Genomic DNA, 15,734 nt, shown 5'->3' on the forward strand with positions numbered 1-15,734 from the left:
GTTGGCAGAGCTTATCGATGCTTCTGGCGCCAACGATAAGGCGTAGCAGAGCAAGAGATTGGATCTCAGTTTGTCGGCGGGTATCGCGTCATGTGCTAGCACGAATAGTGTATTTTTGTCAGTCCTGACTGCGTGCCAGGCTGTCCGAGCGCTGCCATGTCCACATCAGGCCGATGCCGGCCGAGGTGCCGCTGTTCTGGCGCAACAGGGGGCTGGCGCGGTTGGCGGCGCCTGTGTAATTGTCGTAGCGAAAAAAGGCAAAGGCGCGCCAGTCCCGGCGCAGCCGGTAAGAGCCGCTCAGGCCCAGTCGCGTGAGCATCAGCCCGCTTTTCGCCGCATACGCCGGGCGTTCCGGGGTGGCGAAGGCGGGGTCGACGCCATACAAGTAATCGTTGATGGCGGCATTGCCCAGTACGGCGCCCAGGCTGGCATCGACATGCCAGGCCTGCTGCTCGCCTTGCAGCGCGTACACGAGGCGCGGTTCGAACGTGGCGCCCTGGCGGCGCAGGCCGCCGCGCGCTTCGATGACGGCGCGCAGGGGCAGCTCCAGGCCCAGGCGGCTGTGCTGCGTCGGTTCGGCCAGCTTGATTTTCAGGCGCGGACCAAATTCCACCAGGGTGCCCAGGTCCGGCATGCCGCGCCGGGCGGGTACGTCGCTGGACCTGGCCGGCAGCGACAGGGCGAAACCCACATCGAACTCCACCCGCTCCGTGTCGAGCAGGCGCGCGCCCACGCCGGAGCGGTCGGCGCGCAAGACTTCCCCGCGATAAATCAGATAGGGCAGGGCCAGGCTACGCGTCGAGCGCTCGCTGGCGCCCGGATAGGCGGGCGTGACGGCCGCGCCGCCGAAGACGCCCGCTTCCCATAGGGGTAGCGCTGGCTCTGCGGCGCACGCGGACGCCACGGCGAAGAGGGGAGATAGGGCCAGCAGCGTGCGTGTCACCCGCATCGGCATCCCCTTGTGCTAGGGCGGCGTGCCGCAATGCTTGCCGACCGGCAGCGATTCCCGGTCGGCAAAGGCGCCCAGCGCCCCCGATTGAGGCCCGCCCAGTTCATTGCGCACTGCCAGGGCTTCCGTCGCCTTGCCCTGGCGTTCATATTGGTCGATCAGCGCCTTGTAGCTGAGGGCGCTCGAGTATTCGCTCTTCTTTGCCAGCGCGATGGCCTGGCGGAAATGAAATGCGGCCGCATCGTAGCTGCAAGCCCCGCTGGCGGCGCGTCCCGCCTGGTGATGCAGCCGCGCCTGCCAAGCGAAGTCGCCCCGGCCCAGTTCGACATTGTCGACGGCCGCCTCGTAGCTGCGCATGGCCTGCGCCCAGTCGCCCTGGCTGGCCGCCTCGCGCGCGAATTGCTCCTGCTGCGCCGCCATGCGCAGTTCGCTTTGCGTGGAGCAGGCATTGAGCGCCATCAAGATCAGCGGCAGGATGAGGCAAGAGCGGAAGGACAGGAGTGTGGACATGGCGCCACTGTAGCGCAAACAAGGGCGCGCACGTTTGCGCGATACGCATGAATTGGGGATTTACCCGCGCATGGATGACATATAATTTGCACACGACGTTGTTATTTTTGACAGTACACTTCACGGGAGCACCATGTTTTCACGCAAATTCCATTCTTGTGCACAGCTGATGCTGGCTACCTTGCTGATGGGCTTTATCGCCGCTGCCCCTGCACGCGCGCAGCAAGCCGCCGTCAAATTGCCGAATGTGGTGATCCTGGCCACAGGCGGCACCATTGCCGGCAGCGGGGCCGACAGCACCACCACCGTTGGTTACACCTCGGCCACCGTGGGCGTCGAGCGCCTGATCGCGGCCGTGCCGGAACTCAAGAAAGTGGCGAATGTCAAAGGCGAGCAAGTGTTCCAGATCGCCAGCGAAAGCATGGGCAATAGCCACTGGCTGGCCCTGGCCAAACGCATCAACGTGCTGCTGGCCTCGAACGACGTCGATGGCGTGGTCGTCACGCACGGCACCGATACCATCGAGGAAACGGCGTATTTCCTGAACCTCACCGTGAAAAGCCACAAGCCGGTCGTCGTGGTGGGCGCCATGCGTCCGTCGACCGCCATCTCGGCGGACGGCCCCATCAACCTGTACAACGCCGTGATGCTGGCCGGCAGCAAGGAAGCCGTCGGCAAGGGCGTGCTGGTGGCCTTGAACGACCAGATCAACGCCGCGCGCGAAGTGACCAAGACGAATACGTCCACCACCGACACCTTCAAGTCGCCGGAACTGGGCATGCTCGGCTACATCCAGGGCAGCAAGGCCTTCTTTTACCGCCAGTCGACGCGCAAGCACACCTTGGAAGCGGAATTTGACATCAGCAAGCTCGATGCCCTGCCGCAAGTGGACATCGTGTATGGCTACGCCAACATGAACCGTGTCGGCATGGACGCCTTCATTGCCGCCGGCGCCAAGGGCATCATCCACGCGGGCGTGGGCGATGGCAGCGTGGCCGCGCAAATGAAGCCGGCTCTGGTGGAAGCGCGCCAGAAGGGCGTGCTGATCGTGCGTTCGAGCCGCGTTGGCCAGGGCATCGTGGCGCGCAATGGCGAAGCGAACGACGATGAACTCGACAGTGTCGTGTCCGACACCCTGAACCCGCAAAAAGCCCGCATCCTGCTGATGCTGGCCTTGACCAAAACCAACAGTACGCAAGAAATCCAGCGTATTTTCTACACGTATTGATCCTTGTCGCGCCAGGCCAGCCTCATCGGCTGAGCCTGGCCGATTTACGCTTGCCCGCTTTGCTGCCATACTTCGTTTCTGAATAACTTTCTGGCAGAAGCGGCAACACTGTCCCTGGTTCATGGCTATCCTGTCCGACATCATCCTGTATCCCATCAAATCGTGCGCCGGCATTCATTTGCGCGAGGCGGTCCTGACGCGTTCAGGGCTGATGAGCGAGCACGTGTTCGACCGCGAGTGGATGGTGGTCGACCCGCAGGGCCGCTTCCTGACCCAGCGCGAACATCCGCGCATGGCGCTCATCGTGCCATCCATCAAGGCCACCACCCTGGAATTGCGCGCGCCGGGCATGCTGCGGCTGGAAATCGAGCTGGGCTTGCCCCATCCGCAACTGTCACCGATGCTGGAAGTGCAAGTGTGGGACGATACCGTGCGCGCCTACGATTGCGACGAGGTCACGGCCACCTGGTTCAGTCAGGCCATCGGCGTGCCGTGCCGCCTGGCGCGCTTTCACCCGGACGTGGTGCGCGCCACCAGCACCACATGGACGGACGGCGTGGCCGCCTCGACCATGTTTGCCGATGGCTACCCGGTGCTGATCGCCGGCAGCGCCTCGCTGGCCGACGTCAATGACAAGCTGCGCGCCGCCGGTCGAGAGCCTCTGCCGATGAACCGTTTCCGCCCGAACCTGGTCATCGGCGATATCGGCGCCTTCGAGGAAGACTACGCCGAGTTCCTGCAATTCGGCGCGACGACCTTGAAACCCGTCAAGCCGTGTTCGCGCTGCCCGATTCCGTCGGTGGACCAGGCCACGGGCGTGCCCGGGCCGGATCCGCTCGACGTCATGCATGGCTACCGCGCCAAGCCCGAGCTCGACGGCGCCATCTGCTTCGGCATGAATGCCATTGTCACGGATGGCGGCGATGAGCGTATTGTGGTGGGGCAGGACATCGGTTTCGAACTGGCATTTTAAGCATGGCGCCCGCACACAAGGGTTTAAGGTTTCTATGAATCAAGCAATACCGCCGGATCCGCGCATTGCCAGCCTCGAAGCCGAAAACCAGGCCTTGCGCGCGCGCATGGCTTTCCTGCTGGAACAGGTCGAGCGCAACCACGACATCATGTGCCGCCACCAGGCGTTCGACCTGGAAATCGTCGGCGCGTCCACGTTTCCCGAACTGATAGGCACCATCTTTCGCACCTTGCCCGTGATTTCCGACCTCGACGGCGTGACCTTGAGCCTGCTTGATGAGGATGACGATATCGTGCTGGTGATGGAAAAGCTGGGCGTCGATTTCAGCATCTTTCCGCAGTTGCTGTTCGTGCATCAAGTGACGGACCTGGGGTTTGCCCCGCCGGGGCCCGTGGCCGAGGGGGAAGCGGCCTTGCCGCCGCTGCCGCTGCTGGGGGCCTTCGATGCGGCCGTGCATGGCCCGCGTTTTCCGGGCATCGACGCTCCCTTGCGCAGCGTGGCGCTGGTGCCCTTGCTGCGCAACAAGCGCCTGATTGGCAGCCTGAACCTGGCCAGCAGCGACGTGACGCGCTTTACGCCCGCGCTGGGCACGGATTTCATCAAGCACATGGCGTCCATCATCGCCATCTGCCTGGAAAACGTGATCAGCAATGAAATGCTGAAATACATCGGCTTGACCGATTCCCTGACGGGCGTCTACAACCGGCGCTATATCGACCGCCGGCTGCTGGAAGAAATCGCCCGCGCGCGGCGCCAGAATTATTGTATCTCATGCATGTATATCGATATCGACCATTTTAAATCGGTCAATGACACGCATGGCCACCAGGGCGGCGACGAGGTGCTGCGCGAAGTGGCGACGCGCATCCGCACGGAGTTGCGCCGCTCGGACGCGCTGGGACGCTTCGGCGGCGAGGAATTCGTCGTCCTGCTGATCGACGCCGACCTCGACAGCGCGACCTTTGTTGCCGAACGCATCCGTGCCAGCATTGCCGGCACCATGTTTGACTTGCCGGGCAGCGCGCAGGCGTGGGTCAGCGTGTCGATCGGCGTGGCCAGCCTGGAAGCGGACGCGGCGCTGCTCCCCATCGAAACGGTGGCGCAGCAACTGGTGGCGCATGCCGACCAGGCCCTGTACCAGGCCAAGGCGGGCGGGCGCAACAAGGTCGTCAGCTGGCAGGCGCAGATCGAATAGTTATTTTAATAGCAGGGTTTCCGCTTTGGCCACGGCGTCGGCCGTACCGCGCAGCACCACCACGTCGCCGCTGGCCAGCTGCGTTTCGGGGGTGACGTCGAGGCTGCCGCGGCCGCGGCGGATGGCCGTCACAAACGCGCCGCAGCCGGCCACGTCGATCGCACTCAAGGGCAAGTCCACGCAGTGCGCGTCCTCGCTGACGGTGACCGTATGCAGGCGTTCCAGCTCGGCATCGTCGCCCGCATCGCTGGTGCCGTGGAAATAGCCGCGCAAGGATGCATAGCGCTCCTCGCGCGCGGCCTGCACCCGGTGCACCACGCGGCGCAGGGGCACGCCCATCATGATCAGGGCGTGCGAAGCGAGCATCAAACTGCCTTCCATCAATTCCGGCACCACTTCGGCCGCGCCCGCCTTTTTCAACTGGTCGAGGTCGGTATCGTCGTGGCTGCGCACGATGACGGGCAAGGTCGGTGCCATTTCTTTGAGCAAATGCAATAACTTCAGTGCTGACGCGGTATTCGCATACGTGATCACCACGGCGCTGGCACGGTAGATACCGGCCGCCACCAGGCTTTCGCGCCGGCCCGCATCGCCATACGAGACGTGGGCGCCGGCCAGCTGCGCTTCCTGCACCCGTTCCGGATCCAGGTCCAGCGCGTGGTATTCGATCTTTTCTTCCGCCAGCAGGGCAGGGTGGCCAGGCTTTGCCCGCTGCGGCCAAAACCGGCGATCAGCACGTGTTTCTGCGAAGCCATGGTGCGCGTGGCGATCTTGGTCAGCGCCAGCGATTGCATCATCCAGTCGTTGGCGGCCAGTTTCATGACGATGGCGTCCGATTTGGCGATGAGGAAGGGCGCCACCAGCATCGACAGCACCATCGAGGCCAGCACCACCTGCACGACGAACGGGTCCATCAACTTGATGCCGCCAGCCAGGTTCAGCAGCACGAAGCCGAACTCGCCCGCCTGCGCTAGTCCCAGTCCCGTGCGCAGGGCCACGCCATTGCTGGAGCCGAACAGCCGCGCCAGGCCCGCGATGAGGGCGAATTTCAGCAGCACGGGGCCGCACAGCAGCAGCAGGACCAGCCACCAGTTGTCGAGCACGACGCGGATATTGAGCAGCATGCCGACGGTGATGAAGAACAGGCCCAGCAGTACATCGCGGAACGGTTTGATATCTTCTTCCACCTGGTGCTTGAATTCCGTCTCGGAAATGAGCATGCCGGCAACAAACGCGCCCAGGGCCAGCGACAGCCCGGCCCGCTCCGTGATCCAGGCCGCGCCCAGGGTGATCAGCAGCAGGTTGAGCATGAACAATTCCTGTGAACGGCGCTTGGCGACGATGGTCAGCCAGCCGCGCACCATCTTCTGGCCGATAAACAGCAGCAAGATAAGCACGACCAGGGCCTTGCCGCCGGCCCAGGCCAGGGTTTCGGCCAGGTTGTCCGAATCGCGCGTGAGGGCGGGAATGAGGATCAGCAGGGGCACCACGGCCAGGTCCTGGAACAGCAGGATGCCGATGATCTTGCGGCCGTGTTCGCTTTCGAGTTCCAGCCGCTCCGTGAGCATTTTCGAGACGATGGCCGTCGACGACATGGCCAGCGCGCCACCCAGGGCGAACGCGGCTTGCCAGCTCAGGTGGATGTAGGCGGACAGATAACGGGCGACGAACCAGCCGAAGACGACCGTGGCGATGATGGTGGTGGCCACCTGCGCCATGCCGAGGCCGAAGACGATGCGCCGCATGGCGAGGAATTTCGGAAGAGAAAATTCGAGCCCGATGGAAAACATCAGGAAGACGACGCCGAACTCGGCCAGGGTATGGCTGGCCTCGTTTTCCGCCGCCAGGCCCAGCGCATGGGGGCCGATGACGATGCCAACGGCCAGGTAGCCCAGCATGGGCGGCAAATGCAACATTCTGAAAGCGACCACGCCCAGCACGGCGCTGCCGAGTAACATCAGGGTCAGTTCAAGCGAGGAAAACATGGGTTGCCCGGTGCGGTCAATGGAAATCGTTGTTTGTTGTGACTGGCAAGTTTTTTGCTTTCCTAATTCGTTTATACTTTGGGCATGAGTGTAACCCATGAAAAAACAATGCTGAAAGCTTTTGATCGAATTGACATGCAAGCGACGACCGAGCGCGCCGTCGCGCTGGCCCGCACCACCTTGCAGATCGAGTCCGACGCCATCGTTGCGCTGCACGCGCGCCTGGCCACGGACGACAGCGTGGGCCGCGCCGTGGCGATGTTGCTGCAGTGCAAAGGAAGAGTCGTCGTCTCCGGCATCGGCAAGTCCGGCCATATCGCGCGCAAGATTGCCGCCACCCTCGCTTCCACCGGCACGCCGGCCCTGTTTGTGCATCCGGCCGAAGCGGCCCATGGCGACCTGGGCATGGTCACCTCGGAAGATGCTTTTATTGCAATATCGTACTCCGGCGAATCGTCGGAACTGATGGCCATCATGCCCGTCGTCAAGCGCATGGGCGGCGTGCTCATTTCCATGACGGGCAAGCCGAATTCCAGCCTGGCCCAGCTGGCCGACGTGCACCTGGATATTTCCGTCGAGAAAGAAGCCTGTCCGCTGAACCTGGCGCCGACGGCCAGCACCACCGTCACCCTGGCCTTGGGCGACGCGATCGCCGTGGCCTTGCTCGACTTGCGCGGCTTCAAGGAAGAAGATTTTGCCCGCTCGCACCCGGGCGGCGCCCTGGGCCGCCGCCTGCTCACGCACGTGCATGACGTCATGCGCAGCGGCGATCGGGTGCCGAAGGTGCCGGTGGAAGCCTCGCTGCTGCAGGCGCTGGAAGAAATGACGAAGAAGGGCATGGGCATGACGGCCGTCGTCGATGCGGACAACCGTCCCGTGGGCGTGTTTACGGATGGCGACTTGCGCCGCATGTTCGAGCGCGTGCAGGATTTCACGCAGGTGGCGATCCGCGACGTCATGCATGCGCAGCCGCGCAGCATCGCGCCCGAGCGCCTGGCCGTCGATGCCGTGGCCGTGATGGAGCAGTTCCGCATCAACCAGATGCTGGTCGTCGATGCCGACGGCAAGCTGGTGGGCGCCCTGCATATCCATGATCTGACGCAAGCGAAGGTGATCTGATGGAGAGCGTGGCGGACAACCTGGCGCGCGCGGCCAAGGTCAAACTGATGATCTTTGACGTCGATGGCGTGCTCACCGACGGCAGCCTGCATTTCGGCCCCGATGGCGAAATGATGAAAACGTTTAATGTGTATGATGGCCTGGGCATCAAGCTGCTGCAGGAATCGGGCGTGCAGACGGCCATCATCAGCGCGCGCCGCTCGGCCATCACGGCACGCCGGGCGCAAGACCTGGGTATTACCCACGTGCACCAGGGCGGCCACGACAAGCTGACGCCGTTTCGCGAACTGCTGGCGCTGACGGGCTTGACGGAAGAGCAATGCGGCTATATCGGCGACGATGTCATCGATGCGCCCATCCTGCGCCGCGTGGGCTTTGCCGTCAGCGTGCCGGGCGGGCGTCCGGAAGCGCAGGGCCTGGCGCACCATGTGACGCAGGCCGGCGGCGGCCGCGGCGCGGTGCGCGAGATCTGCGAATTCCTGCTGCGCGCCCAGGACAACTATGCGCGCGTGATGGCGCCGTTCCTGGAGTGAGGTGCCGTGCCTCGCCGCCAGTGACCTTTGAAAGAGTGAAGCCCTATGCGTAAGCCAGGAGGCGCCCATCGCTGGCGCATGATTTTTACCGTGCTGGGCGCGGTCGTCGTCGCGCTGGGCAGCTTCTGGCTGCTCGAAGTGATGAACAAGAATGGCCAGGACATCACGGCCAGCAAGCATCTGGATGAACCCGACTATTTCATTACCAATTTCAGTCTGGTGCGCATGGACTTGACGGGTAAGCCCAGTTATATCGTCTCGGGCACCAAGCTCACGCATTATCCGCTCGACGATTCGTCCGATATCGACCAGCCCTTCGTGCGCAAGCTCACGCCAGGCATGCCGCCGCTGAACATGAATGCGGAACTGGCGCATATCGACCAGGACAATACCCGGCTGCAACTGCACCGCAATGTCGTGATCGACCGCGCGGCCAGTCCGAAGGCGCAGAACCTGACGGTCAGGACGGAGGCGCTGACGGTGTTCCCGGATGAGGAAAGAATGGAAACGGACGTGCCGGTCGATATCCTGACGGGCGCCTCGCGCATCAATGGCATCGGCATGAAGGCCAATAATGCCACCGGCGTGGTGGAAGTGCAGAATGCGCTGCGCATGGTCCTCCCGCCGAAACCGCGCCCGGCCGCGGCGGCAAAATGACAGAATGAAACAAGGAAACCATACTATGAAGAAGATCTTGCTGTTGAGCGTATTTTCCCTGGCCATGATAGGGGGGGCGCATGCCGAGAAGGCCGATTCCGAGAAGGAAGCCGTCATCACGGCACGTAGCGGCCACGTCGATGACGTCAAGCAGGTGCGTACCCTGACGGGCGACGTCGTGCTGGTCAAGGGGACCCTGACCATGAAGGCGGGCCGGGCCCTGATCACGGAAGATCCGCAAGGCTACCAGTTCATCACCTTCTGGGCCGATCCCGGCAAGCTGGCCACCTTCCGCCAGAAGCGCGATGGCGCGGGCGACCTGTGGGTCGAAGGCGAAGCGGAGCGCGTGGAATACAACAACAAGACGGAAGTGGTGAAACTGTTTTCCAGGGCCAAGCTGACGCGCCTGGAAGGCACGAAAGTGACCGACGTGGCCAATGGCGCCTTCATCTCGTATGACAGCCGCAAGGAAGTGTTTGCGATGGAAAATTCCGACAGCGGCACCAGCACCCCCGATGGCGGCAGCGTGCGCATGGTGATCCAGCCGAAGAACAAGGCGCCGGCGGCGGAGAAAGCGCCGGCTACGCCCGCGCCAGGAAAGAAATAATGGACAATACCCGTTGCGGCAGCACCCTGATCGTTCGCGGGCTGCAAAAAACCTATGGCAAGCGCCAAGTCGTGCATGATGTCTCGCTGCAAGTCGAATGCGGCGAAGTGGTGGGTCTGCTGGGGCCGAACGGCGCCGGCAAGACGACTTCGTTCTACATGATCGTCGGCCTGGTGCCGTCGGACGGCGGCAGCATCGATATCAGCGGCGTGGACATTTCCAGCCTGCCGATCCACCGCCGCGCGCAGATGGGCCTGTCCTACCTGCCGCAGGAAGCGTCCGTGTTCCGCAAGCTGACGGTGGAAGACAATATCCGCGCCGTGCTGGAAATCCAGACCGTCGAAGGCCGTCCCCTGAAGAAGGCCGAGATCGAGGAGCGCCTGGATAAACTGCTGGCCGACTTGCAGATTGAAAAGCTGCGCGAGAACCAGGCCCTGTCCCTGTCCGGCGGCGAGCGCCGCCGCGTGGAAATCGCCCGCGCGCTGGCCACCGACCCGCGTTTCGTGCTGCTCGACGAACCGTTTGCCGGCGTGGATCCGATCGCCGTGATCGAAATCCAGCGCATCGTGCGTTTCTTGAAGGAGCGCAATATCGGCGTGCTGATTACCGATCATAATGTGCGCGAGACGCTGGGTATTTGCGACCGTGCCTACATCATCAACCAGGGCTCGGTGCTGGCGTCGGGACGCCCCGACGACATCATCGCGAACGAGTCGGTACGCCGGGTCTATCTGGGCGAACACTTCCGCATGTGAGCCAATGAAACAATCATTGCAGCTGCGCACGTCGCAGCACCTGGCACTGACGCCGCAGTTGCAGCAATCGATACGCCTGCTGCAATTATCCACCCTGGAATTGCACCAGGAACTCGAGCAGCTGCTGACGGACAATCCCTTGCTCGAACGCCTCGACGATCCGCTCGACCGTTCGCTGCGCCTGCTGTCCGACGGCGCCCTGAGTTCCACGGCCGCGCCGGCCGAAGCGCCGCCCCAGCCGCCAGGCCAGGAGGCGCCCGCCGCACCGGCCGAAGCGGACGGGTTTGACGGCGAGGCGGGCGAGGGCCCGGCCGCCGCGGAGGGCGGCGACAGCGACTGGAGCGAGGCGAGCCGGGGCAAGGCGCCCGACGATGAAGATTCGCGTCCGCAACTGGAGGCCCATCACTGCACCCTGCGCGAGCACCTGATGGAGCAGATGCGCGTGACGGTGCTTGAATTGCGCGACCGCGCGCTGGTCGAGCTGATCATCGATGCGCTCGACGACAATGGCTACCTGGAAGAGTCGCTCGACGACATCCTGGCGCGCCTGCCGGAAGAGCTGGAAATCGACGCTGACGAGATGCGCACGGCCTTGTCGCTGCTGCAAAGTTTCGATCCGCCGGGCGTGGGCGCGCGCAATGCGTCCGAATGCCTGGCGCTGCAAATCAGGCGCTTGCCGCACGTCGCCATGGTGACGCGGCGCATGGCCCTCGTCATCGTGGAAAAGCACCTGGCCTGGTTTGCCCAGCGCGATTTCAACAAGCTGAAAAAAGCCCTCGATTGCGACGATGAAGACTTGCGCGAGGCGCAGACGGTGATTCGCCAGTGTAATCCGCACCCGGGCGCCGTGTTCGCCTCGGACGTGTCCGATTACGTGGTGCCCGACGTCGTCGTCAAGCGCGCGCGCAATGGCTGGCAAGTCACCCTGAACAACGACGTCATGCCGCGCCTGCGCGTCAACGCCATGTACGCCAACTTGCTCAAGCAGGGCAAGGGCGAGGGCGCCATGGGCGCGCAGTTGCAGGAGGCCAAGTGGCTGATCAAGAATATGCGCCAGCGCTTCGATACCATCCTGCGCGTGGCACAGGCGATAGTAGAAAGACAAAAGAACTTTTTCTCGCATGGGGCCGTTGCCATGCGCCCCCTTGTGCTCCGTGAAATAGCTGATACACTGGGTTTACACGAGAGTACTATCTCGCGGGTAACAACTCAAAAGTACATGCTGACCCCGCACGGCATGTTCGAGTTGAAATATTTCTTTGGTAGCCATGTCGCCACCGAAGCGGGGGGGGAAGCGTCATCGACGGCGATACGGGCATTGATCGTGCAACTGACAGGAGCAGAAGACCCTAAAAATCCTTTATCCGACAGTAAGATTGCGGACATGCTGGGGGAACAAGGCATGGTGATTGCGCGACGTACTGTTGCCAAATACCGGGAAGCGTTGAAAATTCCGCCAGTGAGCCTGCGTAAGTGTTTGTAAGTTTTTTTCGGTTCCTCTGCGGGCCGGATAGGATGGACCGCACGAACCCGATCATCTTTAGGAGTGTGTATGAATCTCACCATCAGCGGACATCATCTCGAAGTGACACCAGCCATCCGTGAATACGTACAAACGAAGCTGGAGCGCGTGAAACGTCATTTCGATCAAGTTATCGATATTGCCGTGATTCTGACCGTGGATAACCTCAAAGAGAAAGAAAAACGTCAAAAGGCCGAAGTCAACCTGCGTCTGAGTGGCAAAACTGTCTATGTGGAAAGCCTGGCACACGACTTGTATGCCGCAATCGATACCCTGATCGACAAGCTCGATAGGCAAGTGATGAAATACAAAACCAAAGTGCAAGGGCACGGTAAAGAGGCGATCAAGCATCTGCCAGACAACTCAGAGGAAGACGCCGTCGTCGCCGTCTAAGGCCACCGGCTTCCCCCAGTTGTGATCAACTAAGGGCGCACATTGCGCCCTTTTTTGCGTCCTGCGGGAAGCAATATCCGTGGTGAAAGCGCTAGAATGCGCCATCCTCACTTCTTTCCTGCCTGCCATGAGCGACTTCGTCCAGACCTCCATCCGCAACCGCACGGGCCACATCGTGCTCGACCGCCCGAAAGCCTTGAACTCCCTGTCGCTGGAGATGGTGCGCACCCTGAGCGCTGCCTTGCTGGCCTGGCGCGACGATCCGCAGGTGGACGCCGTGGTGATCCGCTCCAGCAGCGAAAAGGCCCTGTGCGCCGGCGGCGATATCCGTTTCTTTTACGATGCGGGCCTGGCCACGCCGCAAGGCGGCAGCGCCCTGCTGGAAGATTTCTTTACGGAAGAATACGCGTTAAATCATGTCATTCACTTTTATCCGAAACCGTATATCGCCGTGATGGACGGCGTGGTGATGGGCGGCGGCATGGGCGTGGCGCAAGCCGGGCCCGGCAACCAGTTGCGCATCGTCACGGGCCGCACGCGCATGGCCATGCCGGAAGTCAATATTGGCCTGTTCCCCGACGTGGGCGGCAGTTACTTTCTTTCCCGCCTGGCGGGCCGGCTGGGCCTGTACCTGGGCTTGACGGGCCTGACCATCGGTGCGGCCGATGCCCTGTACACGGGCCTGGCCGATGTGTATCTGCCCGAGGCGCAGATGGGGGCGCTGCTGGCCCTGTTCGACTCGACGCCGGGCGAGGCCTTGCCGGTGGCCATCAAGGCGCTGGCGGCGCCGTTCCAGGCCGAGGCGGGCGCGGCTTCCCTGGCCACGGCGCGCGCGGCGCTGGACCGCCACTTCGGCGCGGGTTCGGTGGCCGCCATCATGGCCTCGCTGGCGCAGGACCACAGCGCGTTCGCCGCGAAGGCCCTGGCGGCCATGCGCCTGCGCTCGCCCTTGATGATGTCGGTGACCCTGGAATTGCTGCAGCGGGGCGCCCACCTGGGCGTGGCCGACTGCCTGCGCATGGAGCGCACGCTGGTGCGCCACAATTTCGCGCATGGCGAAGTGCTCGAGGGCGTGCGCGCGCTGGTGGTCGACAAGGACAATGCGCCGCGCTGGAACCCCTCAACCCTGGACGAGGTCGATGCCAGCATGGTGGCGCGTTTCTTTGCCCCCGTGTGGCCGGCGCAAGCGCATCCGCTGCGCCACCTCGACTGATTAAGAACGCTCGCGGTGGCGCAGCACGACCCGCTCGTTGGGGCCGAAATACTGCGCCAGCCGCTCCGCCATGTACACGGAGCGGTGCTGGCCGCCCGTGCAGCCGAGGGCCACCGTCAGGTAGCTGCGGTTGTCGGACTTGAATGACGGCAACCATTTCTCGATGAAGGCGCGGATGTCGGCCAGCAGTTCCAGCGCGCTCGGCTGGGCGTCGAGGAAGGCGATCACGGGAGCGTCGCGTCCGTCGAGCGGGCGCAGCGCCAGGTCGTAATACGGATTCGGCAGGGCCCGCACGTCGAAGACGAAATCGGCATCGAGCGGCACGCCCAGCTTGAAGGCGAACGATTCGAAGAACAGGGTCAGCGGCGCGCGTTCGGAGGCGACGATATCCTTGATCCAGGCGCGCAGTTTGTTCGCGCTCAGTTCCGAGGTATCGATCACATGGCCCAATTGCTCGATGGCCGACAGGCGTTCGCGCTCTTCGGAGATGCATTCGATCAGGGTGCGGCGGCTGGCCGGATTCTGGTTCGGGCGCAATTCGTGCGACAGAGGGTGGCTGCGCCGCGTTTCCGAGAAGCGCGCCACCAGCGAATGCGTGGTGGCTGTCAGGAACATGACCTTGACGTCGTGCCCCTGGTCGCGCAGCAGCGCCACATTGTGCGGCAAGCTGACGAGCGACTCGGCGCTGCGCGCATCGACGGCCACGGCCAGCTGCGGCGTGCCTTCGTCAAGCAGGGTTTGCACCAGGCTGGGCAGCAAGGCTGGCGGCAGGTTGTCGACACAATAGTAGCCGGTATCTTCCAGCACATTGAGCGCGACGGATTTACCGGAGCCGGATATTCCGGTGATAAGGACGATATGCATAGCCCGATCATACAATAAAGACCGGCGCTGCGCTCCCGAGGCAATGATCTTTACAAATTATTGCAATTTGGACTGTAGTATTTCTTTGCTGCACGCGCCAACAATGTTGTCGGATTAGCGGGGCCGCCGAGGTGGGGCCTTGCCCCACCTCGGCGGCCCCGCTAATCCGACCTGCGTTGTTAATCGCCGCTCATGGCGAGGCGTTGGTGGAGCAGGGGTTTCGGAGAGCCTTGCTCTCCGCCTGCGTAACGGTTCACCCATGCATGGGTGAACTCCTTGCAACGCTAATCGCCACTCATGGCGAGGCGTTGCCGCTCCATGAACTCCTGCAGGGTATCGATGCCGCGCAGCTGCAGAATCGTATTGCGCACGGCCGCTTCCAGCAGCACGGCGATGTTGCGGCCGGCGGCGACGGGGATGACGACCTTGCGCACGGGCAAGCCCAGCACGTCTTCCGTGGGGAACAGGAAGGGCAGGCGCTCGACTTCCTCTTCCAGCGCGTTGCGGCGCACCAGGTGCACGATCAGTTTCAGGCGCATCTTGCGGCGCACGGCCGTTTCGCCAAAGATGGCCTTGATATCGAGCAAACCCAGCCCCCGCACTTCCAGCAGGTTTTGCAGCAGGGGCGGGCAGCGGCCTTCGATCATATTCGGCGCGATGCGCGAAAATTCGACGGCGTCGTCGGCCACCAGGCCGTGGCTGCGCGAAATCAGCTCCAGCCCCAGCTCGCTCTTGCCCAGGCCCGAATCGCCCGTGATCAGCACGCCCACGCCCAGCACGTCCATGAACACGCCATGCATGATGATGCGCTGCGCCAGTTTTTTCGACAGGTAGACGCGCAGGAAGTCGATCACTTGCGCGGCCGGCAGCGGGGTCGAGAACAGGGGGATATTTTGCTCGTCGCAGATGGCGAGAATGTCGGGCGGCGTTTCCAGCCCTTGCGCGATGATCAGCGCGGGCGGACCGCCGGCGATCAGTTCGCCGATCACGTGGGTGCGCGTGTTGACCTTCAGGCGCTGATAGTAATTGATTTCCTGGTGGCCAAAGACCTGGATGCGGCCCGGATGGATCAGGTTCAAGTGGCCCACCTGGTCGGCGGCCGACGAGACGTCGCCCGAGATCAGGCGCTCGCCGCCGGGGAAGCCGGCGAACCAGCCCAGTTGCAGACTTTCACGATTGTCGTCGTACAGGCGTTGTATCGTCAGCGGCGTTTGCAACATGGCAGTCTTCT

General features: G+C 63.0%; 15 protein-coding genes and 1 pseudogene. 11 read left to right on the top strand and 5 right to left on the bottom strand.

Annotated elements, in window-relative coordinates:
• Positions 1-118: 118 nt before the first annotated feature.
• Together ACQVLG_RS10200 and ACQVLG_RS10205 are read right to left on the bottom strand one after the other, a co-directional pair.
• Positions 119-949, bottom strand: coding sequence for a MipA/OmpV family protein (locus ACQVLG_RS10200; RefSeq protein ID WP_474294327.1), 831 nt, complete (start codon positions 947-949; stop codon positions 119-121).
• 15 nt (positions 950-964) lie between these two features.
• Positions 965-1,459: a hypothetical protein gene (locus ACQVLG_RS10205; RefSeq protein ID WP_474294329.1), complete on the bottom strand. Its 495-nt coding sequence runs from the start codon at positions 1,457-1,459 to the stop codon at positions 965-967.
• A gap of 187 nt (positions 1,460-1,646) precedes the next feature.
• On the opposite strand from ACQVLG_RS10205, the gene ACQVLG_RS10210 reads away from it, so the two are divergent.
• From ACQVLG_RS10210 to ACQVLG_RS10220, 3 genes are all read left to right on the top strand, one after another.
• Positions 1,647-2,687, top strand: a complete 1,041-nt coding sequence (locus tag ACQVLG_RS10210; RefSeq protein ID WP_230541438.1) for a type II asparaginase — start codon at positions 1,647-1,649, stop codon at positions 2,685-2,687.
• A gap of 121 nt (positions 2,688-2,808) precedes the next feature.
• Positions 2,809-3,660 carry an MOSC domain-containing protein gene (locus ACQVLG_RS10215; protein WP_230541289.1) on the top strand — a complete coding sequence of 284 codons (852 nt, stop codon included), beginning with the start codon at positions 2,809-2,811 and terminating at the stop codon, positions 3,658-3,660.
• Positions 3,661-3,694: 34 nt separating this feature from the next.
• A complete protein-coding gene (locus tag ACQVLG_RS10220; protein ID WP_474294331.1) occupies positions 3,695-4,855 on the top strand; it encodes a GGDEF domain-containing protein in 1,161 nt (386 codons plus the stop codon).
• Here the strand turns inward: ACQVLG_RS10220 and ACQVLG_RS10225 are convergent.
• A pseudogene (locus ACQVLG_RS10225) lies at positions 4,856-6,840 on the bottom strand (cation:proton antiporter domain-containing protein).
• 108 nt (positions 6,841-6,948) lie between these two features.
• Between ACQVLG_RS10225 and ACQVLG_RS10230 the strand changes: the two are divergent.
• The 8 genes from ACQVLG_RS10230 (at position 6,949) to ACQVLG_RS10265 (ending at position 13,639) form a co-directional block, all read left to right on the top strand.
• Positions 6,949-7,959 (top strand): KpsF/GutQ family sugar-phosphate isomerase, encoded by a 1,011-nt coding sequence (locus ACQVLG_RS10230; RefSeq protein WP_474294333.1) that lies wholly within the window; start codon positions 6,949-6,951, stop codon positions 7,957-7,959.
• Complete coding sequence (locus tag ACQVLG_RS10235) at positions 7,959-8,492, top strand: KdsC family phosphatase (RefSeq protein ID WP_070221654.1); 534 nt, start codon at positions 7,959-7,961, stop codon at positions 8,490-8,492. Before ACQVLG_RS10230 ends, ACQVLG_RS10235 begins: the two co-directional genes overlap by 1 nt.
• Positions 8,493-8,537: 45 nt before the next feature.
• Complete coding sequence (gene lptC, locus ACQVLG_RS10240) at positions 8,538-9,149, top strand: LPS export ABC transporter periplasmic protein LptC (RefSeq protein WP_230541293.1); 612 nt, start codon at positions 8,538-8,540, stop codon at positions 9,147-9,149.
• Between the two features lie 25 nt (positions 9,150-9,174).
• On the top strand, positions 9,175-9,756 hold the full coding sequence (gene lptA, locus ACQVLG_RS10245; RefSeq protein ID WP_230541294.1) for a lipopolysaccharide transport periplasmic protein LptA: 582 nt from the start codon (positions 9,175-9,177) through the stop codon (positions 9,754-9,756).
• Complete coding sequence (lptB, locus tag ACQVLG_RS10250; protein ID WP_034753325.1) at positions 9,756-10,511, top strand: LPS export ABC transporter ATP-binding protein; 756 nt, start codon at positions 9,756-9,758, stop codon at positions 10,509-10,511. The genes lptA and lptB overlap by 1 nt, the downstream gene beginning before the upstream one ends.
• A gap of 4 nt (positions 10,512-10,515) precedes the next feature.
• Positions 10,516-11,994 carry an RNA polymerase factor sigma-54 gene (locus ACQVLG_RS10255; RefSeq protein WP_474294336.1) on the top strand — a complete coding sequence of 493 codons (1,479 nt, stop codon included), beginning with the start codon at positions 10,516-10,518 and terminating at the stop codon, positions 11,992-11,994.
• Positions 11,995-12,063: 69 nt separating this feature from the next.
• On the top strand, positions 12,064-12,426 hold the full coding sequence (gene hpf, locus ACQVLG_RS10260) for a ribosome hibernation-promoting factor, HPF/YfiA family (protein WP_035824124.1): 363 nt from the start codon (positions 12,064-12,066) through the stop codon (positions 12,424-12,426).
• A gap of 127 nt (positions 12,427-12,553) precedes the next feature.
• Positions 12,554-13,639, top strand: coding sequence for a 3-hydroxyisobutyryl-CoA hydrolase (locus ACQVLG_RS10265; protein WP_474294339.1), 1,086 nt, complete (start codon positions 12,554-12,556; stop codon positions 13,637-13,639).
• On the opposite strand, the gene rapZ is transcribed toward ACQVLG_RS10265, so the two are convergent.
• Both rapZ and hprK read right to left on the bottom strand, forming a co-directional pair.
• Complete coding sequence (gene rapZ / locus ACQVLG_RS10270; RefSeq protein WP_139092210.1) at positions 13,640-14,503, bottom strand: RNase adapter RapZ; 864 nt, start codon at positions 14,501-14,503, stop codon at positions 13,640-13,642. It lies immediately after the preceding gene.
• Positions 14,504-14,787: 284 nt separating this feature from the next.
• Entirely contained in the window at positions 14,788-15,723 is a 936-nt protein-coding gene (hprK, locus tag ACQVLG_RS10275; RefSeq protein WP_034753337.1) for an HPr(Ser) kinase/phosphatase, read from the bottom strand.
• Positions 15,724-15,734 lie beyond the last annotated feature (11 nt).

The sequence above is a fragment of the Janthinobacterium sp. TPC_1 genome (assembly GCF_056037845.1).

Excerpts from the sequence above, each read along its gene's own strand:
- ACQVLG_RS10200 (WP_474294327.1), bottom strand. The coding sequence starts at position 949 with ATGCGGGTGACACGCACGCTGCTGGCCCTATCTCCCCTCTTCGCCGTG.
- ACQVLG_RS10205 (WP_474294329.1), bottom strand. The coding sequence starts at position 1,459 with ATGTCCACACTCCTGTCCTTCCGCTCTTGCCTCATCCTGCCGCTGATC.
- ACQVLG_RS10210 (WP_230541438.1), top strand. The coding sequence starts at position 1,647 with ATGGGCTTTATCGCCGCTGCCCCTGCACGCGCGCAGCAAGCCGCCGTC.
- ACQVLG_RS10215 (WP_230541289.1), top strand. The coding sequence starts at position 2,809 with ATGGCTATCCTGTCCGACATCATCCTGTATCCCATCAAATCGTGCGCC.
- ACQVLG_RS10220 (WP_474294331.1), top strand. The coding sequence starts at position 3,695 with ATGAATCAAGCAATACCGCCGGATCCGCGCATTGCCAGCCTCGAAGCC.
- ACQVLG_RS10230 (WP_474294333.1), top strand. The coding sequence starts at position 6,949 with ATGCTGAAAGCTTTTGATCGAATTGACATGCAAGCGACGACCGAGCGC.
- ACQVLG_RS10235 (WP_070221654.1), top strand. The coding sequence starts at position 7,959 with ATGGAGAGCGTGGCGGACAACCTGGCGCGCGCGGCCAAGGTCAAACTG.
- lptC (WP_230541293.1), top strand. The coding sequence starts at position 8,538 with ATGCGTAAGCCAGGAGGCGCCCATCGCTGGCGCATGATTTTTACCGTG.
- lptA (WP_230541294.1), top strand. The coding sequence starts at position 9,175 with ATGAAGAAGATCTTGCTGTTGAGCGTATTTTCCCTGGCCATGATAGGG.
- lptB (WP_034753325.1), top strand. The coding sequence starts at position 9,756 with ATGGACAATACCCGTTGCGGCAGCACCCTGATCGTTCGCGGGCTGCAA.
- ACQVLG_RS10255 (WP_474294336.1), top strand. The coding sequence starts at position 10,516 with ATGAAACAATCATTGCAGCTGCGCACGTCGCAGCACCTGGCACTGACG.
- hpf (WP_035824124.1), top strand. The coding sequence starts at position 12,064 with ATGAATCTCACCATCAGCGGACATCATCTCGAAGTGACACCAGCCATC.
- ACQVLG_RS10265 (WP_474294339.1), top strand. The coding sequence starts at position 12,554 with ATGAGCGACTTCGTCCAGACCTCCATCCGCAACCGCACGGGCCACATC.
- rapZ (WP_139092210.1), bottom strand. The coding sequence starts at position 14,503 with ATGCATATCGTCCTTATCACCGGAATATCCGGCTCCGGTAAATCCGTC.
- hprK (WP_034753337.1), bottom strand. The coding sequence starts at position 15,723 with ATGTTGCAAACGCCGCTGACGATACAACGCCTGTACGACGACAATCGT.